16 protein-coding genes are annotated in these 24,123 nt (G+C 54.7%); 10 read left to right on the forward strand and 6 right to left on the reverse strand.

Translation table 11 applies throughout. From position 1 onward, the window contains the following. Window positions 1–22: 22 nt before the first annotated feature. Together DEM27_RS24575 and DEM27_RS24580 are read left to right on the forward strand one after the other, a co-directional pair. On the forward strand, window positions 23–961 hold the full coding sequence (locus tag DEM27_RS24575; protein ID WP_109460884.1) for a 2-hydroxyacid dehydrogenase: 939 nt from the start codon (window positions 23–25) through the stop codon (window positions 959–961). A gap of 59 nt (window positions 962–1,020) precedes the next feature. Beyond that, window positions 1,021–3,276 carry a methyl-accepting chemotaxis protein gene (locus tag DEM27_RS24580; RefSeq protein WP_109460885.1) on the forward strand — a complete coding sequence of 752 codons (2,256 nt, stop codon included), beginning with the start codon at window positions 1,021–1,023 and terminating at the stop codon, window positions 3,274–3,276. Between the two features lie 68 nt (window positions 3,277–3,344). Here DEM27_RS24580 and DEM27_RS24585 read toward each other — a convergent pair whose 3' ends face one another. From DEM27_RS24585 to DEM27_RS24595, 3 genes are read right to left on the reverse strand one after another with little or no spacing between them, the layout of a single operon-like run. Further along, window positions 3,345–4,457: an NAD(P)/FAD-dependent oxidoreductase gene (locus tag DEM27_RS24585; protein ID WP_109460886.1), complete on the reverse strand. Its 1,113-nt coding sequence runs from the start codon at window positions 4,455–4,457 to the stop codon at window positions 3,345–3,347. Next, window positions 4,454–5,857, reverse strand: a complete 1,404-nt coding sequence (locus DEM27_RS24590) for an FAD/NAD(P)-dependent oxidoreductase (RefSeq protein WP_109460887.1) — start codon at window positions 5,855–5,857, stop codon at window positions 4,454–4,456. The genes DEM27_RS24585 and DEM27_RS24590 overlap by 4 nt, the downstream gene beginning before the upstream one ends. Further along, complete coding sequence (locus tag DEM27_RS24595) at window positions 5,854–6,153, reverse strand: (2Fe-2S)-binding protein (protein WP_109460888.1); 300 nt, start codon at window positions 6,151–6,153, stop codon at window positions 5,854–5,856. Before DEM27_RS24595 ends, DEM27_RS24590 begins: the two co-directional genes overlap by 4 nt. A gap of 153 nt (window positions 6,154–6,306) precedes the next feature. Here DEM27_RS24595 and DEM27_RS24600 point away from each other — a divergent pair, with 153 nt between their 5' ends. Beyond that, complete coding sequence (locus DEM27_RS24600) at window positions 6,307–7,227, forward strand: LysR substrate-binding domain-containing protein (RefSeq protein ID WP_165823573.1); 921 nt, start codon at window positions 6,307–6,309, stop codon at window positions 7,225–7,227. Window positions 7,228–7,446: 219 nt separating this feature from the next. On the opposite strand, the gene DEM27_RS24605 is transcribed toward DEM27_RS24600, so the two are convergent. After that, window positions 7,447–8,325, reverse strand: coding sequence for a lyase family protein (locus DEM27_RS24605; protein ID WP_109460890.1), 879 nt, complete (start codon window positions 8,323–8,325; stop codon window positions 7,447–7,449). A 44-nt stretch (window positions 8,326–8,369) separates the two neighbouring features. Here DEM27_RS24605 and DEM27_RS34175 point away from each other — a divergent pair, with 44 nt between their 5' ends. Then, complete coding sequence (locus tag DEM27_RS34175; protein WP_165823575.1) at window positions 8,370–8,666, forward strand: hypothetical protein; 297 nt, start codon at window positions 8,370–8,372, stop codon at window positions 8,664–8,666. Between the two features lie 69 nt (window positions 8,667–8,735). On the opposite strand, the gene DEM27_RS24610 is transcribed toward DEM27_RS34175, so the two are convergent. Then, window positions 8,736–9,641 carry a LysR family transcriptional regulator gene (locus DEM27_RS24610; protein WP_109460891.1) on the reverse strand — a complete coding sequence of 302 codons (906 nt, stop codon included), beginning with the start codon at window positions 9,639–9,641 and terminating at the stop codon, window positions 8,736–8,738. Window positions 9,642–9,782: 141 nt separating this feature from the next. Here DEM27_RS24610 and DEM27_RS24615 point away from each other — a divergent pair, with 141 nt between their 5' ends. Both DEM27_RS24615 and DEM27_RS24620 read left to right on the forward strand, forming a co-directional pair. Next, window positions 9,783–10,568 carry an SDR family oxidoreductase gene (locus DEM27_RS24615; RefSeq protein WP_109460945.1) on the forward strand — a complete coding sequence of 262 codons (786 nt, stop codon included), beginning with the start codon at window positions 9,783–9,785 and terminating at the stop codon, window positions 10,566–10,568. 26 nt (window positions 10,569–10,594) lie between these two features. Further along, a complete protein-coding gene (locus DEM27_RS24620) occupies window positions 10,595–11,302 on the forward strand; it encodes a ribonuclease activity regulator RraA (protein ID WP_109460892.1) in 708 nt (235 codons plus the stop codon). A gap of 386 nt (window positions 11,303–11,688) precedes the next feature. On the opposite strand, the gene DEM27_RS33665 is transcribed toward DEM27_RS24620, so the two are convergent. Then, the gene (locus tag DEM27_RS33665) at window positions 11,689–12,603 is read right to left on the reverse strand and encodes a hypothetical protein (RefSeq protein ID WP_128755562.1); all 915 of its coding nucleotides are present in this window, start codon (window positions 12,601–12,603) and stop codon (window positions 11,689–11,691) included. A 255-nt stretch (window positions 12,604–12,858) separates the two neighbouring features. Between DEM27_RS33665 and DEM27_RS24625 the strand changes: the two genes are divergently transcribed. From DEM27_RS24625 to DEM27_RS24645, 4 genes are all read left to right on the forward strand, one after another. Then, window positions 12,859–13,977, forward strand: a complete 1,119-nt coding sequence (locus tag DEM27_RS24625; RefSeq protein WP_128755563.1) for a hypothetical protein — start codon at window positions 12,859–12,861, stop codon at window positions 13,975–13,977. After that, a complete protein-coding gene (locus DEM27_RS24630) occupies window positions 13,974–14,579 on the forward strand; it encodes an RES family NAD+ phosphorylase (protein WP_109460894.1) in 606 nt (201 codons plus the stop codon). Before DEM27_RS24625 ends, DEM27_RS24630 begins: the two co-directional genes overlap by 4 nt. Before the next feature lie 622 nt (window positions 14,580–15,201). Then, the gene (locus DEM27_RS34425) at window positions 15,202–16,110 is read left to right on the forward strand and encodes a hypothetical protein (protein WP_205908955.1); all 909 of its coding nucleotides are present in this window, start codon (window positions 15,202–15,204) and stop codon (window positions 16,108–16,110) included. A gap of 476 nt (window positions 16,111–16,586) precedes the next feature. Next, window positions 16,587–24,122 carry a hypothetical protein gene (locus DEM27_RS24645; protein ID WP_109460896.1) on the forward strand — a complete coding sequence of 2,512 codons (7,536 nt, stop codon included), beginning with the start codon at window positions 16,587–16,589 and terminating at the stop codon, window positions 24,120–24,122. Window position 24,123: the final 1 nt, after the last annotated feature.

The following is a 24,123-nucleotide window of genomic DNA, read 5'->3' on the forward strand; positions in this document are numbered from 1 at the left end:
GAAAGTCACCTCGGGAATTGCCATGCTTCAACCGCCAACGATTCTTTTTTTGAGCGACACCAGCAATAGAAGTTGGCCATCTGCCCTCGCAGAGGTTTTCCCCGGTTACCAGATCGCAACGCAGCTTGAGAGCGCGGATCCAGCAAACACCATCGCTGCCCTGGTGTGGAAACATCCGTACGGCGCGCTCCGACACTTCAACAGACTGCGCCTCATCGTCAATCTTGGTGCAGGCGTAGATCATATCGTCGGCGATCCGGATCTCCCGGCAGGCGTGCCTATCGTCAGGCTTGTTGACCCTGGTTTGACAGATCGAATGTCGGAATATGTGCTGATGCATTGTCTTTCGCTTCATCGAAAACTCCCAGAAGCGAGAATTGCTCAAAGTGAATGCCGTTGGAATTTCATGGCTCCGACACCGCCTGACACTACTTGCGTCGGCATTCTCGGTTTCGGCAAACTCGCACGCGCTTGCGCAGATTTGTTGAGCAGGATCGGCTTCCGCGTCGTCGGTTGGAAGCGCTCCCCTGCAACATTTGGGAGTTTCGACGTATTCGACGGTCGAGAGGGGCTGCCTTTATTTTTATCGAAGGCAGATATCGTGGTCTCGCTTCTTCCATCTACGGGCCTAACGCGCAATTTGCTTGATTCTTCCTTCTTTCACGCCATGCGTGCCGGCGCCGCGCTGATCAATGTCGGGCGCGGCGATCTCTTGGTGGAGGAAGATCTGCTTGCATCGCTTGACAGCGGGCACATAAGGCACGCTGTTTTGGACGTCTTTCGAACCGAACCATTGCCAATTGGCCATCGGTTTTGGAGCCATCCCAATATAACTGTTACCCCGCATAATTCGAGCGCCACAGATCCATCCACCGCTCTACAGCAAGTCGTAGAGAATATCAGGCGTGCTCTCTCGAACGACGACCTTTTGAACCGGGTGGACGCGGAAGCGGGCTACTAGACGTCGAACAGACTGCCGCGATGTCGAACAATTATCGCTAGCGCTACGAGGGGACCTTGATGATCAAGCGCATTCAATCCATTCGATTCCATTGGACAATTGGCCGAAAGATACCTGTACTCATGGTTGCTATCGCCGCCATCTCGTGCGGTGCTGTAGCACTATTTGCCTCGAAATCGTCTTTTTCTACGACGCAGACGCTGATCGCAAAGCACCTCAATTATATCGCCACTACCCGCAGAGACATCCTTTCCTCGAAGCTGCAAGCACTGCAGTCTGAGGTCGCCTCACTCGCCAACAATCCTGGGTTCGGCCAAGTTTTCGATGGCCTGTATCTTGGATACGCTGGGCTTTCGGCGGAATCAGCTAAAACTTTGTCAGACATCCGAATGCGGTCGGGGTCACTCAGAGAGGCCGCAGTTAGCGGAGCAGATTATTACCTTGAAAATTATCGCCAAGCGGAGCCGTGGTTGCAGAATTTGGCTGGTCAGGCCGGTTTCAAAACGATTGCACTCATCGATAAAAAGGGTCAACTGATTTATAGCACTGCTAGCCACCCTCTTGGTGCACTCGACGTCGAAGACGTTTTGAAGAGCGCTTTAGAGAAGTCTATCAGCCAACAAGGACCTCTCATCACGGGGTTTGCACCCCCTGATATCGCCGGTGGTGGTGGAGCTTACATCGCAGTTCCTATCCCTGCACCCGCTGGTCGATCGTCAAATCAACGAGCAGGGACTTTGATTGTAGGCCTTGGCACAGCAGCACTCGATGGTGTCCTACATGATACGAACGGGTTTGGCCCGCATGGAGAGGCAATCGTGGTCGCCGGCGACGGCGTGTTGCGCTCGACCTCCCGTTTTGGCGGGGCAGACGCGCGGTCCATCAAATTCGGCACTCAGAGCGGGGAGGCAAACTATCGCGGCCTTACCATGATGGCTGCGTCGGAAAATCTCATAGTGGGTGACCAGGCGTTGACGGTTATCGCTCTTGAGCCGCGGTCGGAAATGCTGGCACCGGCGACGGACCTACTCTGGAAGATCATTCTGCTGGCAGGCACGACGATCTTTGCGACCTTTCTCCTTTCTCACTTTGCATCCAGGTCGATTTCCCGGCCGATCGTGCAACTGGTCGCGGAAATGAAGCGGCTTGCATCCGGCGTTACGGCAGGAACTATCGAAGGCATTTCGCGCGGCGATGAGGTTGGTGATATGTCAAGAGCCGTTCTCGTGTTCAAGCAGAACGCGTTGGCAAAGGAGACGGCCGAACAGGCAGCTAAAAATCTCGAACTCGCTGCTCAAGCAGAGCGCGGTGCGACGGAGACTGAGCGTCGCCAGCGACTTACAACCCAGGCGGCCGTCTTCGAAGAGATCGGACGCTCTCTTTCGGCGCTGGCCGAGGGCGTTCTGAACCGCCAGATTGAAGCAACCTTCCCTGCAGAATATGCGCAGCTAAGGGAGGATTTCAACGCCGCTGTAAATCAACTGAGGGAGACCATCTCTGCAGTCGCCGGGCAAGCCAACAGCATGACCTCGATTGCTAATGAGATGCATGCTGGCACGCGGGAGCTTGCGAAGCGAACGGAACAGCAGGCCGTGGTCCTGGAAAACGCGGTACGGGCTTTAAATAATGTTTCTTCGGACATCAATCGAACGGCGGATGCTGCTGACGAAGCTGATCGCATCGTCTCGGCAGTACACCGGGAAGCCTCCTCATCGGATGCCGTCGTTTCTCAGGCTATTGAAGGTATGACGCAAATTGAGGAATCGTCACGACAGATCGCAACGATCGTCAACGTGATCGACGAGATCGCATTCCAGACCAACCTTCTTGCTTTGAATGCCGGTGTTGAAGCGTCACGCGCGGGCGATGCAGGAAGAGGCTTTGCAGTTGTCGCTTCAGAAGTACGCGCCCTTGCCCAACGCTCGGCCGACGCCGCGACCGAAATAAAAGATCTTATCGCGACGTCGTCTCAACGGGTGAAGCGAGGGACCCAACTCGTCAGCTCGACGAGTGATCAACTGAAGAACATTGCGAGCCAGATCACACATATCAAAAGCGTGGTCTCAAACATTGCAGCGACCGCATCGGATCAGGCTCGGCACCTGGCCACGATCGGGACAACTATCGGCGAAATCGACCAATCTACGCAACAGACGGCAGCGATGGCAGAGGAGTCGACAGCCGCTTGCCACTCCCTCGACACCGAGGCAGCGCGGCTTTTGGATCTGATCCGGGCTTTTACACTCGATGAGAGCATTACTCCCGTCGCAATCCCTCTGAATTCGGCACGACAAAAAAGATCACTTGCGATCTGAACGCGTGTTGCCGGTATCATTGTGGTCCTGGGAAAATCGATCTGCCCGTAAGTGGCGGGATCACGCCGTTAACCGAAACGTGCAATGCTAAATGGCTCGATCGCGGCATCCGTCGTGCCATTTGCAATTAATTCCGCCATTATTTCCCCGACGGCCGGCGCCATCTGGAATCCATGTTCGGAAAAACCAAAGGCATGAAACAGGTTCTCTTCGCGCGAGGATGGCCCGATCACAGGGACACGATCTGGCATCAAAGCTTCAATCCCCGACCAAGAGCGCACGACGTTTGCTTTGGACATGATCGGAAATATGTCGATCGCAGTCTGTGCCGAACGGCGCAGCTCGTTAAAGCTCATCTCCGTGATATTGCTTTCCGGAAAGGCCTTGCCGCGCGTACCGCCACCCACCACAACCGTGCCGTTCGGCATTTGTTTAAAGGAAAGGGGGCGCCCTGCAGCCCCGACGACTGCATCACAGAAATGCGGCATTCGCTGCGTCACCAACATCATCGGCGCCACGGCTTCGACCGGAGCCTTGTCGCCGGCCTGTCGAGCGAATTCTCCGGCCCATGCGCCCGCAGAATTCAGGAGGTATCGCCCAGAAAAACTCTGACCTCCGGCACATGACACCTTCCATCCTTGTCCTTCGCGAGTGATCGTCAATGCAATTGTTTCCTCATAAAATTGCACGCCAAGTTGCTGCGCCTTTCTCTTGAATGCAAAGGTCGTTCGGAATGGAAGTGCGAATCCGTCGTCGAGGCTCGCCAGGGCACCAACACAATGTGGCGCGACGGCGGGAAGGTATGAGCGAAGCTCCTGTTGATCCAGCATAACCTCGTGATAAAAACCGAGCGCTCTGACTTCGGCAGAACGTTGACTCTGGGCTTCGAGATCTTGTTCGTGTTCTATTACTCTAATCTGCGGCGCAGGTTGAAATCCACAATCGTCGTCGACCAGTTCGTTTATCCGGCGCCAAATTTCCATCGAACGGTTCGAAATTGGAATCTCAGCTAGGTGACGCCCAAGACGCCGCACTCCGCCACCATTCACACCCGACGCATGCCTGCCCACGGTATCCTTTTCCAGAACAATAACTGAAAGTCCCCTTATAGCGGCGTTGAGAGCGGCAGAGCAGCCATGGAGACCTCCACCGACGATCAATAGATCAGCAGTCGCGATCATTTCTGCAATTCCTGTTTGACCGGCGCTTGAGGAACCTCAGCTTCGCCCATGTTTGCAAGTTCGGTGAGGCGCAGAGGTTTAAGCGGCGCCCGGATACGGTAATAGCCGACCGAAGCGGGCGTTTTGCCGAGATATTGTGCGGCGATTTCTGAAAGTGCGAGGCCACAAAAACGTCCCTGGCACGGACCCATACCTGTGCGAAGCAGTGATTTGATCTGGTTGGGTCCTGGAACACCGCTTGCCAATGACGCTCGAACCTCGCCAGCAGTGATTTCTTCGCACCGACACACGATTGTGTTTTCCTTCGGATCTCTGATCTCTGCTGACGGTAAATAGAGCTCTTCGAGAAATGGCCGGATCGAAATCTCTTTCTCTATTTCCGCCAGCAGTTCGGACGTGGCGGTGTTCTGGACCGCGCTCGCCTTCTCGAGGATGCGAAGCGCGGCGAGCCGACCTTGCATGGCAGCAACCTTGGCGCCACCGATCCCCGCGCCGTCTCCTGCGATGTAGAGGTTGGCGACGCTAGTTTCACCAAAACAATCCGACACCGGTAGGAAACTTCGCTGACTTTCACTCCATCGATGGTCGCAATGCAGGAGGCGTGTGATCTGCTGGTTGGGTACAATCCCTTGATGGAGTGCTACTGTTTCCGCCGGTAGACGATGCATTCGGCCGCGGATCTCGAAAGAAACAGCCTCCGCACGAGATGAGCCCTCTATGGCTACCCCTTGGGCCCCGAGGAAGACGGGAACGCCCGCCGCCTTAACGGACCGCATCATGAGGAGACCCTTTTTTAGATAGCTGAACGCGGGGCGGTTAAAACGCAGCTTCGGAAGAGCCTTGAAATAGTGACTGAGCGGCAGGGTTTCGACAATGGCCGAGGGCTTTGCTCCGGCCTTAATCATTTGCGCCGCCAAGAGCCAGATGAGTGGCCCACTTCCGACCAAGACGACCGCATCGGCTAGGAGACCGTGCGCTTTCAACAAAATTTGTAAGGCACCAACAGTCATCACTCCAGGCAGCGTCCACCCTGGCATCGGTGTGGGCCTTTCAATGGCGCCACTCGCGACGATCAATGCATCGGCAGAAATTCCATGGGATACGCCTTCTCTCGTATATGCCAGTGTCAGGTCGCGACTCACGTTCCAGACAGTGGCATTGGGGATGTATGTGGTGGATGAGGACCGGAATTCAGCGACAAGTCTTTTACCCTCAGCATAGTCTGGGCCAAGAATATCCAGTCGGTCGGTATGTGCGTTCTCTATCGAGCGATAAATCTGTCCGCCCGGCGCCGGCTGGTCATCTAGCAGAAGTGCTGTAAAACCTGCCTGCGAAATCTCGATCGCTGAGGACATCCCAGCCGGCCCTGCGCCAACAATTGCGACATCATAATGGGTCATGACGACGCCGTCGCGTCGAAGCCACGCTGCTTGCGCACCTGCATCTTATCTCTGGCCGGCGTCAAACATGCTTGCCGGTCGGTGACGCCATCGATTTCTACAAGGCATTCGAAACACACTCCCATCATGCAGAAGGGTCCGCGCGGCTTTCCAGAGCTTGGCGTTGACCTAAAGATGGTTTCACCGGCCGCAAGCAAAGCGGAAGCGACGGTGTCGCCCGGTGCTGCGTGAATTGGACGACCGTCGAACTCAAACACGATATCGGGGCTGATCCGCCCCGCAATGCGCCTCAACATCACGCCTCCTGATAAGAAACTGTGACAGGCTGCCTGCACATTGCAGGGCTACGACCAACCTATCCGGACCGAGTGATTGAATAAGCGCTTCCGTCGGCCACTCAAATGAATTTAAATAAGTGCTCTATAACCCACGGTTATTCGGTGATCCCCATGCCGCGACCCAACGTCCGCCAGATCGAAGCTTTCAATGCTGTCATGAAAAGTGGAAGCGTGACGAAGGCGGCGGAGGCTCTGTTCGTAAGCCAGCCGGCTCTAACAAAGCTGATCCAAGCATTTGAGTTTTCCTGTGGTTTCAAGCTTTTTTTGCGGGAGACCGGACGGCTTTTGCCGACGCCGGAGGCTCACCATATGTTTGTCGAGACGGAACGGCTTGAGCTTGGTGTAGACCGGGTTCACAAGACCGCCAACGCAATCCGTGACCTTGAACGCGGCGACGTCTCAGTGGCCGTTTTTCCTTCCCTTGGCCTGCAATTCTTGCCGCGCGTCGTCGCAAAATTTCTATCAACGAGGCCGAGCGTAATGGTATCCCAGGTGACCCGGCCGTCGAGGACGATCGAAGACGCCGTTACAACGCGTGTGGCGGATTTCGGCTTGACACTGGTCAAGTCAGCCAGTCCAGCAATACAGTGCGTGCCGTTTCAATCCATTCCAATGGCCTGCGTGCTGCCTGCAGGCCATCCGCTCGCTGCAAAACAAGTTGTCGATTGCAAGGATTTGGACGGCGAGCGATTTGTTGCCCTCGGCCGGGAGGATCTTTCGCAGCAACTCATCCAGGCGGCCCTTGAGGCCGACGGAGTCCGCGTTAACGTAACAGCAGAAGTGCAGCTAGCGCAGGCGGCGTTTGCGATGGTTAGTGCCGGTTGCGGAGTGAGTATCGGATCGCCAATCAGCCTGCTCGGCTTACACGACGATAACGTCGTCTTCCGTCCGTTGCGAAGACCGATTGTTCTGCCTGTATGGCTCATCACTTCGCAGTTCTCCCAACCGTCCATCCTATGCGCGAAATTGATAGACGATATCAAAGCATCTCTTGAAGCTTTGAGCGGGGACTACTTGAAACATGAGGAGTGAAAAAAGCTTGTCAACTCAGCGAAAATCACTTCCCATGCCGGGCGTGCGCTCGAACCCTCTGGCTATAAGCTGATTTGTCAGAGAGACGCCCCCTGTTTCGCGCGAAGGGAATGAAGCGACTTGCGCTCCATTCCGCTCGCTATAGAATCCCGGGATGTGACCTGCAACTTTATCAGGCTCTTGCGTGAATTGGGTCACACTATTGGCATCGGAGTTTTATCAGATTGAAGGCTTGCTGATGATCTCGTCCACCGCTCTATCAAGCTTTTCCCGAGCGCCATCTGCTTTTGCCTGCGACGCAGCCAACCATGCTAAATTATCCTGCATTTCTCTTTCTGCTTCATCAACCGCTTCAAGGACAACGTCGGGATTTGCGGACCCAGGGCCCTGCAGTGCGTTTACGAATGCCATCGCATCCATCGCATCGGCCACCAACGCTTCATCAAAGCCGAGTGGAAAGCCAACAGCCTTGGTCGCTACTTTATCAAGAAGCGCGGAGGTGACCTCCGACGGCTTAATACCCAGTTCAATGCAATGCTTGACCAGTGCGCCTACGATAACGTGCGAATTCCCGAAAGGCATGCCTGTACGTTGAGCAATGATGTCACCCAGGCGACTACCAATGTTCCACCGATCCCGTGCAAGACTTTCCATACGATCCTTTTTAATTGTAATCTTCGGGAGCGCCTCTGCACAAAGCCTTACCATGCTGGTCAGAGAAACAGAAACATCGTCGAACAGGCGGCCTTCACTCACAACGGAATAGGACGGGTCCGCAACAGAGGTGTGCGGCAGCTTGAAAATCCCGAGCGCAGCAGGCATCCAGCCAATCGACTCGCCCGCGACGGCACGGCACCTTTCCAGTGGCTCAGGGTTCCTTTTTTGCGGCATAATGCTGCTGGATCCGCAATATTCAGCCGGCAATTCGAACATGTCGAATTCTTCAGCATGCCAAACGTCGATGTCTGTTGCGAGGCGCGCGAGATTATTCGCCATTATGCTGGTCACGGCCGCATACTCGGAAAGATGGTCTCTTCTGTAATAGCATTGATCCTGAGCGTTCATGACAAGTGAATCGTGGCCAAGGAGGTCTGCCACCCGATGGCGATCAATTGGCCAATTGGTACCTACCCGCGAGCAGCTTGTCTCTGCCGGACTTGCGCATCTGGCGTTATGATGGAATTCGTAGTTGGAGAGAGCCGCTCACTGAAGAAAGGCGGCTTACCGTCGCCCCGGAGAACCCTTACGTCGCTCAGTGGGACCACTTTGCACGTGTGGCACGCGGCGAAGAAGCCCCCCTTATCTCGGCGGAAGATGCCGCCCGAACGCAGATCGTCGCCGAGGCTGTGATGGAATCGAGCCGATCAGGGAGCCGTATTGACCTTATCAATCGCTACGATGCGGTTTCGGAGTTATTACGCGAAAGCGAAACTTCGTAATATCGAGAGTATATCAGCAGCCTACTGAATGCTGCGAGGCGACCTGATACGGCTCGCAAATAGATAATACTACCGGTTCGTCGCATGCATTCGCGCCACCTCCCCCTTTATTTGCGCGGCCTTTTGAGCGTGATCTGCCAGAGATGCCATCAGCCGACGATTGTTTGCGCTGTGCGCATAAATAATCCCGATTTTACGGCAGGGAGCGTCTGGCAGCGGAAGCTTTCTAAGCGATAGACCCTCCGGCCAAGGGGGCAGCCAATCCGGCACAAGGGAGATTCCCAACCCGCGGTCTACCAAAACCGCTATCGCCTCAAGTGAATCCAACTCGTGTCGATCATTTGGGTTCAAACGATTTTTCTTCAAGTAACGATCGCCGAACCGGCCTCCCCAATGCTTTCGGTCATATCGTATCAAGGGAGCTCTCTTCAGAAGCTCGATCGGGTCCTCTGACGTTTCAGCGCTACACGTCAGAACAACCAGTGGATCCTGTCTGAGCTCGTGCCAAACATATTCTTTTGGCAGCATAAAAGGCGGTTCTATCATGATTGCGCCGTCCAATGTCTTTTCCTTGAGCCTTTGAAACAAATGAGACGATTGGCCAGGGATCACTTCCACTTTGATCATTGGCACGCTCAGTTCCATCGAGGACAGGATTTCCGGCATAAGCCCGGTAATCATCGAATGAATCACACCAACACGGATGGTTCCGACATCCTGCTGGTCTTGCGCAAGGCCTTGCAAGCTCTCGGTGACGTCAACGACTTGCTTGGCAGCCTCCAGGATTGCTCGTCCGGCTTCGGTCGGCTGCATTGAATGGCCTGCTCGGCGCACAAGTACTTGTCCTAAATCCGACTCTAAGGCTCGAAGCCGCTGCACTACTGCCGACGAGGTTACATTTTCTTTGCGTGCGGCGCCCGCAATAGATCCGGTCTCTACGACGTGGAGAAACGTTTTGAGAAATCGCGTTTCCATATTTAGGTTTCCTGAATTTCGAAGACACAATAATACAGGTTCTGTGTAGTTTCTTTCGATGTCAATCTTCAGGCGTCCTGTCTGGGCCAGTTACCGGATGCGCAAAAAGCGACCAGAGAAATGGACCTATGGAGAGTGATTATGGACCTTGGAATTGCCGGAAAATGCGCCCTGGTTCTGGGTGCCGGCGGTGGTTTGGGAGGCGCGATAGCGCATAGCCTTGCAGATGAAGGAGCCAAGGTTGTTGTCGCCGATATCAATGGTGACGCTGCCGCTCAAACGGTACGCAGCATTCATGGTGCCGGTGGAGAAGCGTTCGCGTTGCATTGGGATATCGCCGACCTTTCAGTTCTTGAAGCGAAGGTTGCCGAAATCGAGGAGCGTTATGGCCCCGTTGCAATTCTCGTGAACAACACGGGCGGTCCGCCGCCTACCCCGGTTCTAGGCGTGTCACCAGATCAATGGTCTCAGTTCTTCCAATCGATGGTCGTGTCAGTGATCGCGTTGACGGATCGTGTCTTGCCAAATATGCGCAAGATGAAGTGGGGCCGCATTATCACGTCGACGTCCTCAGGCGTAGTGGCGCCGATTCCAAACCTTGGCCTCTCCAACGCATTGCGTAGCTCACTAGTGGGATGGTCGAAGACACTTGCGAAAGAAGTTGGCGCTGACGGCGTGACGGCAAACATCGTGCTTCCAGGTCGGATTGGCACGGCCCGGATCGCCTTTCTCGATGAACAGAGGGCGAAACGCGAAGGCCGATCCGTTGAAGACATTTCCGCCGAAAGTATCTCGTCAATTCCAGTGGGCAGATATGGCGAGCCTAGAGAATATGGCGACGTCGTCGCCTTCCTCGCCAGTACCAGATCCTCCTACCTCACTGGTAGCATCATCCGCATCGACGGCGGCATGATCGCTAGCATCTAATTACGTATATCTAAGAGGTTACGCCCATGCCCACAGAAAATGAAATCAAGTCGATCCTTGCGAACGTCACGACCGCAACGTTGACAACTATCTTGCTCAAGAAAGGTCTGCGCAACGTCTGGATCAGAGGAGCAATGCCGTTGAGGCCGGACCAAGGTCGCATCGTAGGCCGCGCGTTTACCCTCCGCTTCATTCCTGCTCGGGAGGATCTGGCAACACCTGCCTCTTGGTCATCACCGATCTCTACCCGAGCGGCCATTGAAGCAATGCCAGAAGGCTGTGTCGCAGTGGTCGACGCCCAAGGGTCAAAAGACGCGGGTATCTTTGGAGATATCCTATGCGCCCGCATGCAAAAGAGAAATGTTGCAGCACTCATCACCGACGGCGTCGTGCGCGATCTCGACGGTGTGCTGGCGACCGGCCTTCCGGTGTGGTGCGCCGGAGCGGCAGCCCCTCCATCAGTTGCTGGCCTGACTTTTGTAGCATGGGACCAGCCAGTCGGTTGCGGCGGTGTCGCGATCTTCCCAGGAGATCTGATTGTCATCGACAAAGACGGTGGAGTGGTCATTCCCGCCGCACTAGCGGATGAAATTCTCGATGATGCAGTTGAGCAAGAACGACTGGAGGGTTGGATCATGAGGGAAGTCACTGAAGGGGCGTCTCTACCAGGTCTTTATCCCGCCAACGCGGAAAACAAGGCGCGCTATGAAGAGTGGAAAAAGCAGCAAGTCTGAATCTCTTTGCATGGCTGAAAAATAGACCGCGAACTAACCGACCGGGCAATCGCCGGAAACGCCGCAGCGCTCGGCACCAGCAGAAACGCGCCGCGCAAATTTACGATCGTCAACTGTCGGCCGATACCTAACCTCACGTCGCCGCCCACGAGTCCGAGGTCAGGAAGTGCTATTATCGACAACGTGCAGCAGATTTTCCGCGTAGACAGATATCATCAACGTGAGTTGCCTCCCTTACCTATCCCGGGGATCGTCACGTTGTGATGGCACATTTCCAGCCGAGCAGCACCCAAAACTCCGCGTGATGTTGTGATCGCATCGCGTGGATCGTCATACGGCAGGAGCGGATTTGAGCCGCCCCGTTTGACCGGGGCGGCTCATTCGACTTAATGCCTTGTGGCTCGCTGCGGATCAGCGGCACTTGCAGAATGACCAATCAAGCGCGTCGCCGTAAAATCGGCGCCACTGCCCACATGGCTTGCCAAGCACGATGTCAAGCGGCCGCCTTGTTTCCCTGTAAGGGGCGCTTTCCGAACGTCGCGGCTTTGCGGCAAGGATCTTTCGATCCCATACACGTGGAAATCCGCCAGGATTATTGGAGGGTGACACATAAACCAGTGAGGCAGAGTTTTGACGACCTGGGTGCCTGTGATGATCTCTTTCATTGTGGTTTCCTTCGTTGAGTTGAATAGCAGTTGAACAAGCGTTTCTGGTAACTCTGAAGGCCAAGAACGAGGGACATGTTGTGGGAGAAAGATACGTCGTTGCCGCGTGTCGCGCTTCACGACAATGAGGCTTGATTGTTTGGCATGCGGTCCGACTTTTTCGACAAGAATCGTAAGTATTTCAGGCACCGCCTTCGTACCAAGATTGGAAAGTAAGGCCGAGCCGTCGCGAGGCATGAAAGGCAATTCGGCCGAGGGCGCTCTCAGGGTTGGAGCGGTGAGATCACCTCGGACATATGGGCTGCCCGGAGCAAGGGAAACATATCCAATGTGGGTGACCAGATTACGTGGGGATCCAGGATCTCGCCAGCAGAGGCCCGTAAAGAGCACTCTCTCAACGCCTTGCACCCACCCGTAGACGAATTCGAACTGCAGTCCGAAGTAGGGATAGGTAGCCATCCATCCTTCTTGCATTCCAAGCGGAGGCGCCCAGTTGGCGGCGTTGGCGCATACGACCCGTATTCCATCACAAGCAAGCGCAAGCCAGTCGGGAGAAATGCAGAACAAGCGCGCAAGAACGGCCTTGATTGGCTTGGTATCGTGCGCCGCCGCTTTCGGCTTGCCTGCTCGCGTCATTGCCTGCTCCTTCTGCAAGCCTGTGTCGGTTGACAACGTAGCAGTCCGGCACCATATGTCAAGTTGACAAAACGAAGCGTCAACCTTTTGTCTTCATCCAATTTGGCGAATTGCAATGCGAGGGCACAAGATTAATGTTGACATCTAGCGCAATAGCGATGGGGCATTAAGAAATTATTCGCTTTTTTAGTTGACAAAGGTCATGTCAACGATATCTAACACGTTTTTGTCAACCTAGTCAGGGAATACAGGTAGATGTCTTCAGGCCAGTTTCCTCTCACTGCGACAGGCCACTTTGCTGCGTTCGGGATCGGCGGTCACGATCCCCGTTCGCGTATCGTTGATAGCGGATCAGGGCATGGCGGGATGCTTCACGGGGGTGGTTCAGTCTTTTCCAAAAGCGTTTTTGCTTCCGATGAGTCGTATATCCCGGCTGACGACGCGCCACCCCGTGGGATGCCGATTTACGATGCGTTCGGACCCGAACCGGCAGCGATGCATTTTGGAGCATCCTATGTCCTACTCGAACGCCAGCGGCCGGATGTCGCCTCGCTCGCGCGTTTCGCGCATCGTGTCGAACTTGCGACGTTCCATATGTGTGTCGCCTTCGAACAAGCCGGGATCCGAGACTTTTACGTTGAATTCGAGAGCATCCAGCCTAAGCGGCGAGCGAAGTTGAGCTGGTTTACCTGGCTCGCGGACTCGACGTTCAGCCGGTTCAAAGTTCTGCGGCAGGCGCTGATGTATGAGTGGACGCCACCAGCAGAAGTCGAAGGTCTAACCTACTCGGCCTTTCACAGCTTATGCGATTTGACACCGGCGTCATCTCACTCGCTCAAGCAATTGTTCTTCATCAGGCGCGAGCATGCGATCAAGTCGCTCGTCAAGCAACTCGACTTGACGGCGGGACTGATCCAGGATGCGCTTGCACTGGCAGCAGACGCGGAGCACGAGATCAGTGACAAGGCGCATGAGGACGATGCAAATCGACTTGCCGCCAATCAGGCTCAAGTTCTGGCGCAGGCGGGTGAAGCGCTCGGATTGCGGGAGGCAGCTTCCCGGTTGGGGATGTCGCATCAAAACCTGCACAAACGCGTGGGCAGTGGTTCCGCGCTCGGTCTTATGCGCGATCGAGAGCTGATCGTCCCATCTGCTCAGTTCGTAGAAAGCGCTGACGGCGTTAAGATCGTCCCAGACTTACGTCGCGTGCTTTCGCTGTTCGAAGAGAGCAAGGCCGGAAACTGGTCAGCTTTGCAATTTCTTGTGGAGCCGGATCCGGTGGTGGGCGGCAAGCCACTCGATGCTTTAAAAGGCGGGAACGTCGAACTCGTGATTAGAGCAGCGCGCGCTTATCTGGGGCTGGATGAATCATGAGTTCAGCGGGGGGCACGGCAAAATCAGATCTGCTGACCTTGACCGTTCCAGCCCATTCCACTTTTGTGCGCATCCATCAAATTAAGGACGGCCCGATTTGGTTCGGGCCATCCCCGGGAAGCGGTCCCTCTTACCGATTTGACGCACCCGCCGGTCAGTATCGAACGCTGTATGTCGCCCAATCTCTCGAAGGTGCCTTCGCTGAAACGATTTTGCGACGTGCGCGCCGCATTCTGTCGCGAGACTACGTGGAACTCCGACAATGGACGGTCTTGAGTGTCACGCGGGAACTCCTGCTGATCAAACTTTTCGACGAGGGGCTGGCCTATCATGGCGTCACCGCCGACATTTGCGCTGGTGACGACTACGCGAACTCCCAAGCCTTCGCAGGCGAATTGCACCGCCGTTATCCTGAGGTCGATGGCATCGCCTACCGCGCAAGGCACAACAATGGCCAGATTTGCTATGCCCTTTATGATCGCGTACTGGCATCGCAAGTGCAAACTGTCGAAGAGCGCAAATTCAGCGATGAACATACTGTCACCGACGATTTAATGCGAAAGCATAACGCGAGTTGGGATCCGATGACGCCTCTCCTGTAATCACCTTCGTGTGTCGCACAAGCATTGACGGCAGCTGGCGTATTTTGAGGTCACTTTCTCAGGTTAATGTCTGACCTTTGTGCTAGTCCGGGCAGACAATTGGGAATCTTCTGTTCAGCGGATAGTGGCAGCGAAACTTGCAGAGAACTACTCACATAAAAATTTTCCACGCGTACTTGCTTTTTCGTTGCAAGAGAAGATTGTAGTCGTTGACGACTCCAAGCATGTCGGCAATGCTTACGACGTAACGCTGCGCTGAACGACTCCTGCTAAGGGAAAAAATAAGGGCGTGGGCGCGATTTCGGGACCAAGGTGTTGGTCTTGTCATCACTAAAATCGACAACCGAAAGTGCGTTGTATGGCGGGCGCTGCACTGACAGGTACGGTCTTCGGATGGCTCGCGATCCTACTTGCGACCCGGCTGATTTCGGCTGATCGTCCGGTGACGCGCTTTTCAGTTCTCTATGCCGCCATATTCCTGGGGGCTCCAACTTTGGGAATTGTCCATATTGCCGGGCTCTCCGAGCTTGTTCCGTTTGGAATGGGTTTTACTCTGGGGGCCGGATGTAACTTGAGCTTTTTAAAGGTCTTGCACAGACGATATCGAAGTGAGGGGGAATAGATGGAAGCGATCAATCTTGGAGCGCTGGGTTTTGGCCTAATCATCGGTTGGTATGTCTATTATGTGAACCGATACCGGAAAGGCGACTTGCAGCTGGGCGACATTACCACGCTCGTAGCAGCTATTGGCGGGGGTGCGGTCCTCAGCCTCTTTCCGGAAAGATCGCAACTGTTCGGCTACTATGGGATTGGGCTCGCGCTTGGCTTTTTCGGCTATTTCGTGAGCCTTATTATTCTTGTTCGTCAGTCTCCCAATTTTGACGCCGACTGGTTTCTAGACGGGCGGCGGAGAGACCCTGGACCAGGGATCTCGATCCCTGGTGATACAGCAACCACAATTCGACCAATGTCGCTACCGACATCGCCTGCAACTCACTTTCCGACGACGACGCAGCAATTTTTTATCGGTCAATCCGGTCCTGATACCAATCAATTCGCAAGCCAAGGTCTGGCCTCGATCCTGGCAACGGCGACGATTACGGAAATGGTTTGCCAGGCGATCGTCTATGCGGAGACGGGGACAGTCGAGGTTACAGATGACAGCAAGCTTCCTGATCTTGCCGCTGCCCGCAGGTTCATTGCAGGAGTTGCCTACAAACGCGGCGGAAGCGGCGTTGCTAAGCCAAAATACCCAAGCGCTGACGAATTGAAGCAACCGTTTATCAAAAAGGCCTGGGAAAGATGCGGGCAGGCTGCAAAAGACGCCGCAGCCGACGACGTCGGAAATTGTAAGCACTTCGTTATTTGGTATTCCGACGATGGAAGAACGCCTTCTCGCACCCCGTCGAGCATGCCGGCATCTTGGCCATACGATGAAAAGGACAAGATCACGCAGGCGTGGGGACCCTACAAAGTAAACGTGCTTGGCGCAGACAACATCTATGTCATGAAATATTGCGGTGTCGCCTGACCGGTATGCGGCACTCTACTTCCGAGAGACTTTGGCGTTTCTGGCTTTGCCGGCTCGCGCATGAAAAACGCGAGGGGTCAGGTTGTAGGCTGCCGTGACGGGTGGCTCTGATAAATGCTCGCAAATCGCAACAGGAATGGAGATTCTACGTCGATTTCAGTTAAACAGCGCTCTCTGACGTATTAAAATTGGTAATTTATGGAACGCCGCTTGCACCATAAGTCCCGATGTCGAATGCGATTTGAATTCTCCGATATATCTCCGGCGGATGCCTCTTGATAACTGTTCGAAGCGTCATCAATATTGGTGATATTCAAATTTAAAAATAAAATATTATCTGCTGCAAGGTATAACACTTGCGCACTTAAAATAAAAATCTGTAGATAACTTTGCCTTCACTGCTACCTGCAGTTTACTTCAGTTCGCGAGTTTTTCAATATCCCCTCGCGCTGTTTTGAGCGCGTGGGAGGTGGGTAATGCTTGCATTTCGCCTGTTTGGTCACTTCGCTTGGCCGCCCTTGCCCGAGGCCGTCGGAACGGAAAAACCTCTTGATGGCGTGGTCGATCTATTCTTCATCTCTGATGGGAAAACCCAGCGCGCCGCCCTTCGCTGGTCGTCTGGAAGGTCAATACCCTCTCGGGACGATCCAGCACTAGAGGTTATACCAACCGTACGTCCCGAAGACGTGATAGAATTTCTGGGCGACGGGGAAGAAACGAAGACCTTTTGGGTGGATCAAGTCGCAGCTGCTGACTGGCTCGCCTTCCGCGGCGCTTTCCTGATCGAGCAGTATGAAAAGGGCGCATTGACCCTTCGATTGCCGCTGGCCAACGGTTTTGCATATGACGGGATAAACCCTGTCTATTCAGGGTTGCGCCTTTTGAAGAGCAATTTGTTCGCGCTGCGTATCAACTTGCCCCTGCCCCTCCGTCAGTCGCAAATTTCTGAGGCGCGGGCGTTTCCATTTACGGCGGTCTATCAAACATCGAAAGGCTTGAAAGGCGATCCGATTCAACTAGCGACATTATTCGGTGGGTGGACCGATGAGGGAACCAACGACGCGGTCCCGGGTGAAGAGGACAATTATGTCGAGTTGTCCAATCATTCGGGAGTGAAGAATTTCAAGCTCGGTTCATTTGGATTTTCCGAAAGGGGCACTAAGCCGGCCGGCTTCGTAAGCTATCAGGACAATGCGAAGATCAATCCGAACAAGACATGGCCAAAGAACGCGACGGCTTTTTCGAACGATTTGCTTTCCCGTTACGGCTTTAATGTACGAGAAGACGGGCTGCGCTTTTCAAACAACGAACCTGAAGACCTAAGCCTTCGGTTCTTCTCCCTTGATGGTGTCGTAGCTGGCCTGACCTACAGGGTGCGCGTGATCCCGCAGATCCCCGCAAATTCCGCGGATGAAGACGACCTGCAGGTCGACACCGTCAAAGTATCCGACAACCAGAATATCATGATGTTTAGGTTGCGCCTCAGCGAAGAACTTGGCGGTAAGCGCGCCCATTCGGTTTACTATGGCGCAGATCAGCGGGCGCTCATCTCCGGATGGCTGCATCTCGGCGATCGTATTTCAGCAGATTGTACGCTTTCTTGGAAAATCGGGCCTGATGACGTTTGGAGCGGCGACCGACGGAAGGACTGGTCGGCTGATGTCGCGTTGCAATGGAGTTGGCGCGAAACGATAAGTGAGGTTGCGGCAAGCTCCGTCGAGCGCGACGCCCTGTTTTCAGGCGGGTTGCTCTCCATGGCTCAGTTCAGCTTCGAAGAAGCCCGCAAAGCGTTGGTGGCAGGCGAAGCCGGTCAACCCCAGTCGTTTTTACCGTCGTTAAGCCTGAGGAAGCAATCCGTTTGGTTCACGCTTTTTGGATCTGTACTCAAAGCGCAAATCGATCCCCACACCGGCCTGATTGCCTGGGGTCGACCAGACGACGGCCGGGGTAAACTCATCGGACCTTGGAGGCGCCCACCGACCCGTTTGAGCCTTGCCTCTCCGACGGCTCTGATGAGCAACGACCTTTCAAAAGGTGACAGCACAACGATCGTCATCTCAGCGGCACGGATGAGCTTTTTCGAGGATCCCAAGGCGGCGTTCCGTATCAAACTGCAGCATGACCAGCAATGGGTCCCTATCACAGAGGACACTATTGACGATGGTCCTTCCTTTTTTCTGTCTTACACCGCAACTCTAGTCGATGCACCGGCCACTTGGCATGGCCGTCTTGCTTCTCTGGAATTCGACGCTGTCGGCAAGCCAGATAATTCCGAAAAGCCAACCGAAATCGAGGCTCGACTACGCATCGGCGGTGCTGGCACGCGCGACGGAAGCAGCCAGGACGGCGCAAATCTCAGATATCCTGAGGGCCGTATTTCGGTGGAGTTTAGGCTTGTCATTCCGCTCACTTCCGTCCGACCTGTTGGCGTTGATACCTTACGGTTCGATCGAAGTGCGCGTGTCGCCCCGCTTCTCATCCCACTGAATCCCGATTCTCGCTCTGGCCAGTATTGGCTAGACGCCACGGAGGTTCTATCGGCGCGGCAGGATCGCCAACTGACTGCCAGCATTTATGAAAACACGCCGGATGGTAAAGACAAAAACGATTATGTCGTTCTGTCGTCCGAGCCATTCAGCGTATTTAGGTTTAGACAAGAACCACTCGCAAATCGCGGTAGGGACGACACTGCGGCCGTGGCTGTCTATTCCGGCGACGACCGGATCTGGCAGTATAGAAAAGTCGCCCCGTACTACCATTATATGTTGCCTGCACAGGCCATCGGGGAAAGTGCTGATAAGCCCGGAAGACTAGAGATCCATGATCTCGTTGACGAAGTGGAGATGCCGCCGAGGCCGTTTCAAAGCAATTTTGAGGAACATGGCGAAGACAAGAAATACGATGAGCTAAGATCCAACCTGAGGCGACGTGCGGTCGAACAGGCGTTGACGCCGCCTGCTGAGATATGGATTGCTCCAAGTGACGTCGAGCGTGGTTACTTCATGCCCGAAGCAACCAGCTACGAAATCTTCCGCCAGGCAGGCGCCTACGGTCTCGGGGCCGCTCTCTCTTTCTTGCGTGCCGAATTTCTCTATGGTTTGCCAGTTGGCATCGACGTCTCCAAGGAAACAGGTATTGCCCGCGGTGCCCGTATCGCGGAGATCGAAGCTCTTGTTGGGCGGCTGACCGGACCTGCGCGCGAGACAGATAATGACCGGGCACTCGTCAGCCGCTGGGACGCAGTCCGGTCGTCTGCTGCGCGCCGGCCAGAGCGGCTCGAAGTTTGGGCGCGCGACCTTAAATCGACAACAGAGTTCACACCAGCCCGGTTCTCGGATGGCGTCCGCTTCGCCTTGCGCGGCAGCGCTCTTCACCGCCCGCCGGTGATCGATCATTCAGACGACGCCCTTATTGCGGAAGATGAACCTGACTTCCAAAATTGGCCACGGCTGGGTCTCGCGGCACCGCAGATTATTTCCTTGGTCGACACCGCGACACCGCGTAAACCACGACATCATCCGCAGGGCTTGAGCGGAGGCGCGCTTTGGCCGGTCGAATCCTTCAACTTGTTAAGGGCGCTTCTCGACCAGCCGGAGTCCGATGGTGGGACAATTGAACAAATCGCGTTATCGCCCCTTGGCGGGGACGCTGTTCAGAAAGCCGAGTTTCTCGGCGGCAAATTTGCGATCATTAGCGAAACCCGCAATGGTCGTGTGCAACGCCAGCAGGTTGAGGTTATCGGGCGCGTCTGCGCGCTGTGGCATCGCGCCAAACATGTCGTCGTCTACGAGCGGACGGTAAATCCTTCGGCGCAGTTCGCACCAAAATTCAAAGACGATGACAAACGAACTCGGAGCCGCCGGCCAATCCTGCGAAAAGTACGCGAATATATCGAACTCCTGCAGCCTGTGCGCCAGTATCCAGACTTTGACAGGGCCACGCAGCGCAGCGCCGGTTTCCTCGAAAGCGTCCGCTTCAATTCCAATGTCATCAATGTCGACAGCGCTTGGTCCAGTGAAGTTGGCAAGACGGGTTGGCAGGTACCTTTGTGGAACCGCCAAGCGTCGATGGAGCGCCCCCAAGTCTATCCCCTACCTGATATCGCTTTTGTCAGTACCGCTGAGGGGGAGGGCGAGAAACCGAATGTCGCACAAGATTGCCGGGATCCTGACCTGCTGTACTTTTTTGCCGACTTCAAGGCGTCCACCAGCGACACTGATCAGTGGGCACCTTTGATCGGTCTTGATTATGTGAACCTGCCAAATGCAAAAGCGATTGCAGATTCATATGATGTCACTTCGAATACGCAGCAAGGTGGAGATAGAAAATACGGATCCGACGGCCGTCGGAGGGCGGTAAGCCGGCTGCTACCAGGACTCCGCCGATTCACATGGCGTCTGGCGCCGGCAGCGCAAAAGACGGCGATCAACGCTGGGCGTTCAGGCAAGCCGGTCTATGTTGGCGTAGACAGTATCTCGTTCATGCGCGCCGGACATACGGAGGAAGCGCAAAAGCGTCTGCCGCCCCAACTGTTTGACGCACTGACTTCCGCAAAGCAGTCGCTTGAACTGGGGCAGCTTTCGAAACTGGATTACTGGACGAATGACGGTTCTGGCGTTGATGATGCTTTGCTCGACTTCTCGAAGAAGGTTGGCAACGGCGATCAGGGCACGCTGATCGATATCATCAAGAGCAATGATCCTGTTGCAATCCAAAATGCCATTACCGATTTGAAAGGACAGTTAACGGGCACGGTTTCTGCCGCCGTAACGGGAAAATTGGCGGGGATAGACAAATCAAAGCTCGAAAAACTGAGGAGTTTTGCGTCCGGACTCTCGTCTGGGGCTCTTTGTGAAAAACTGAAAATCGATGCCGTTGCGGTGATCAAGCGCAAGCAAAATTTGGTCTCCACAGCTTTGCGAGATTGGGTCGCCGACGTTAGTAACGACCTTGCTCAATGGGAAGTAGATTCTGGCCAGGCTCTTGGGCAAAGCAAAGCCGACCTACGAAATCGCTTCACGACGGAGATCATCAGCCATCTACGGCCCTTGTTCGCTGAGGCTTCTCAGGATGTCACGCGCGTCGAAGAGGGTGTTGAAAAAGCAAAAGCCATTCTGCTCGACACTGAGGTTGAACTCGAGCAGGTAATAAAGCGCGCCCATCAGCGCGTTGACCAATTCAATGCCGGTTACGAAAAGGACAAACCTTGGTCGGCCGAACGACGCAAGGCTTACAGGGCCGGATTGGTCGCTTGCATTGCAAGCGTCGAAGCCGATGTGGATGCCGCAATCGATGAGGCGGCGCAAAGGCTTGCAGTTGAACTGAATAACGCCGGTCAGTCGATTGCGGGACACGTCACAAAATTTCTTCAGGACGTCAATGCTTTTCGAGGCATGGCCGCAGATCAAGTTAGCCGCATCGGCGTTGCGGTTCGTGACGTGTTGCAAAATCTCATCGTCGCACTGTCCGATCTGCAGACGCTCCCACAACCCCCTGACGGGACATTGCCGCCTGTCGGGAAGCTTCCCGACCTCCTCGCGAAAATTCAAGCAAATCAAGATCTCGGAAATAAGGATCCTGCGCTCAAAGCGCGTGTAATTCTAGTTTTGCAACAGGCTCAGGAAGCGGTCGGTGACATTGGCGATCTCGCCAATCGTGCTGTTGAATTTGATGGAGCCATCGACAGCGCAGTTGATCAGGTCACCACACTCGTTGAAGACCTTATGACAGGGATTACGAATGCGGCGGCTGTATTAAAACAAGCAACGGAAGACTTCGTCGATGTCGCCCAGAAGCTGGCGGACGCGGAATTTCTCGAGCTTCAAATTGATGTCTCGGCGATTGCCAATGTTCTTGCAAAAGTCCCTTTCGATGGTCCTGTCCAGGAGATCGATGATCTTTTGAGTGGGATTGGGAACGCAGTCGATGCAGTCCTGGTACCAACTCGCCGTTGGCTCGACGAACAGTTCGTTGAGGCAAACGAGGCGCTGCAAGCGATCCCAGAAAAAATGCAGCCCGTCATCGATGACGTGCAGAGCACGCTCAAGGGCGTTAAAGACGCATTGGCGCCGGAAGCTCTGCTTGAGAAATATGTCTCTAGGTTCATCGACAACGGCCTAGAAATTGTCCTAGGCCCCTTGGATGACACGAAGCTGATCGATCCGGTCGCGGTGACCGGTCAGATCAAGATCCTTCGTAACCGCATTCAGCTTGTTGTCAGTGAGGTCGAGCAACAGATTGAAGATTTCAGTGTTGCGGGTCTCGGAGCGTTGGCAGAGGTGACCGACGCCTGCAGCGCAGTGTCCCAAGGCGTCGCCGAAGTGGACCAGTATTTTGCTCAACTGGCAAACGATGCGGAAGCCTATCTCAAGGGGAAACTGACGGCTGCCGGCGAAGCACTGCAGAAGGTCTACGACGAATACGGTCAGACTGTCGATGCCGCGCAGAAGTTGATCGCAGCGGTCGGCAATCTCGATCGAACGGTTCGTGGTCTATACAATGACCTTGGCCGCGTAGAACAGACAGCGAGCGCCTATGCGGATCGGGTCTTCGATTCTGCCGGGAAGTTGACCGAAGGCGGGGTTCTCGCCACCCCTAACAACGTCCTTAAGCTTTATTCCGCAGTTACCAGTGCGCCAGAACTCGCCGCTCTTAAAGCAGATATCGATCGTATCCGGTCCGGCTATGATGAACTCAGTGACATCATCGACACAACGAAGGCCAATGCCCTTTTCGACCGTCTGAGTGACGAATTGAAGGCGATCGGATTGTCGTTGCCGTTCGACAAGATTGGTGAAAGCCTCTTGCCGGCCAATCTGAATGATTTCGATATCGGGAGCGTCTTTCGAAACTTTGGCGGGGCCAAACTCGATAACCTGTTCAAGGGGTACAAGATTCCTCAAGGCGTCGCTGACGCCATCAAGGTCACCCATGACTTCGACGAGAAGCAGGCGCGGGCCTGGGTGCAGGTAGATATCAATGCCCCCTTCCCTGGGCGCCGCAGTCTTTTTTCTCTCGGTGTGTTCAAGGCCGACTTCGTCGATATGCAGTTGACGGGGCGGGTTCGCCTCGACGCATCAAAAGACCAGGAAAAAGTGGCGGTTACCGGTTTTGGCAGAATTGGCACCGCGATCGACGTGGTCGTCAGCGGCCAGTCGATGGTCCGGTTCGACAATTTTGGTCTGGCTTTCACGAAGGAGAGCGGGCTTGATATCCAGTTCGATCCGAAGAACGTCAAGCTCAATCCACAGTTTAAGTTCATTCAGGATTTCCTGTCGTCGATCTTCCCAGAGTTGCCAGGAGGTCTGGAGTGGATTCGCGAAAACGGCGTGCCAATTGGTGTCCAGCACGATTTTGCGATCCCGAATCTGTCGCTGAATTTCGGTACGAGCGGCGTTTCCAACATATCGTTGGAAAACCATTTCAAGCTCGTCGCATTCCCCGACTTCATGTTGGCGAACCGCTTCAATCTTTCAACCGTCGAGCGGCCGTTCATTTTCTCAATTTTTGTTATCGGTGGTACCGGCTATATGCAGGTTGAGGCCGAGTACAAACCGATCAACAGCGAGTTGACTGTCTTGGTCGAAGCAGGGGCTGGCGGGTCGGCCCAACTCGGATTTGCGTTCGGCCCGATATCCGGTCAGGTGTTCATCACGCTGTCAGGCGTGTTGTCATACCGCAAAACCATCGGAAAGTCCGGCGGCGGCCTGTCGATCGCAGTTGTCCTGGTCATTGCTGGTCATGTCGACGTAGCTGGGATTGCGACCGTCGGGATCACACTGGTTCTGCGCATGACCTACAGGGAATCCGGTCAAATCGACGCCGATGGCACGCTAACCGTATCGATCCGGATCAGCCGGTTCTTCACCCTGCGCGCGCGTGCTCAGGCCAACTACAAATTGCGTGGTGGGAAATCAGAATCCTCAGTCAGCACCTCGACCTCTGCCGAGCTGGAAGGCAAGGCAGCGGAGATCGAGAAAGCAGCCAACAAATTACAGGGGGCAATGAAGTAAG

The sequence above is a fragment of the Rhizobium album genome (genome assembly GCF_003122325.1).
GTDB lineage: Bacteria > Pseudomonadota > Alphaproteobacteria > Rhizobiales > Rhizobiaceae > Metarhizobium > Metarhizobium album.

What these genes read in the sequence shown, in the direction of transcription:
- DEM27_RS24580 (WP_109460885.1), top strand. Translation starts at nt 1,021, where the DNA reads ATGATCAAGCGCATTCAATCCATTCGATTCCATTGGACAATTGGCCGA.
- DEM27_RS24590 (WP_109460887.1), bottom strand. Translation starts at nt 5,857, where the DNA reads ATGACCCATTATGATGTCGCAATTGTTGGCGCAGGGCCGGCTGGGATG.
- DEM27_RS24630 (WP_109460894.1), top strand. Translation starts at nt 13,974, where the DNA reads ATGAGTTCAGCGGGGGGCACGGCAAAATCAGATCTGCTGACCTTGACC.
- DEM27_RS24625 (WP_128755563.1), top strand. Translation starts at nt 12,859, where the DNA reads ATGTCTTCAGGCCAGTTTCCTCTCACTGCGACAGGCCACTTTGCTGCG.
- DEM27_RS24620 (WP_109460892.1), top strand. Translation starts at nt 10,595, where the DNA reads ATGCCCACAGAAAATGAAATCAAGTCGATCCTTGCGAACGTCACGACC.
- DEM27_RS24645 (WP_109460896.1), top strand. Translation starts at nt 16,587, where the DNA reads ATGCTTGCATTTCGCCTGTTTGGTCACTTCGCTTGGCCGCCCTTGCCC.
- DEM27_RS34425 (WP_205908955.1), top strand. Translation starts at nt 15,202, where the DNA reads ATGGAAGCGATCAATCTTGGAGCGCTGGGTTTTGGCCTAATCATCGGT.
- DEM27_RS24610 (WP_109460891.1), bottom strand. Translation starts at nt 9,641, where the DNA reads ATGGAAACGCGATTTCTCAAAACGTTTCTCCACGTCGTAGAGACCGGA.
- DEM27_RS24600 (WP_165823573.1), top strand. Translation starts at nt 6,307, where the DNA reads ATGCCGCGACCCAACGTCCGCCAGATCGAAGCTTTCAATGCTGTCATG.
- DEM27_RS33665 (WP_128755562.1), bottom strand. Translation starts at nt 12,603, where the DNA reads ATGACGCGAGCAGGCAAGCCGAAAGCGGCGGCGCACGATACCAAGCCA.
- DEM27_RS24575 (WP_109460884.1), top strand. Translation starts at nt 23, where the DNA reads ATGCTTCAACCGCCAACGATTCTTTTTTTGAGCGACACCAGCAATAGA.
- DEM27_RS24585 (WP_109460886.1), bottom strand. Translation starts at nt 4,457, where the DNA reads ATGATCGCGACTGCTGATCTATTGATCGTCGGTGGAGGTCTCCATGGC.
- DEM27_RS24595 (WP_109460888.1), bottom strand. Translation starts at nt 6,153, where the DNA reads ATGTTGAGGCGCATTGCGGGGCGGATCAGCCCCGATATCGTGTTTGAG.
- DEM27_RS24615 (WP_109460945.1), top strand. Translation starts at nt 9,783, where the DNA reads ATGGACCTTGGAATTGCCGGAAAATGCGCCCTGGTTCTGGGTGCCGGC.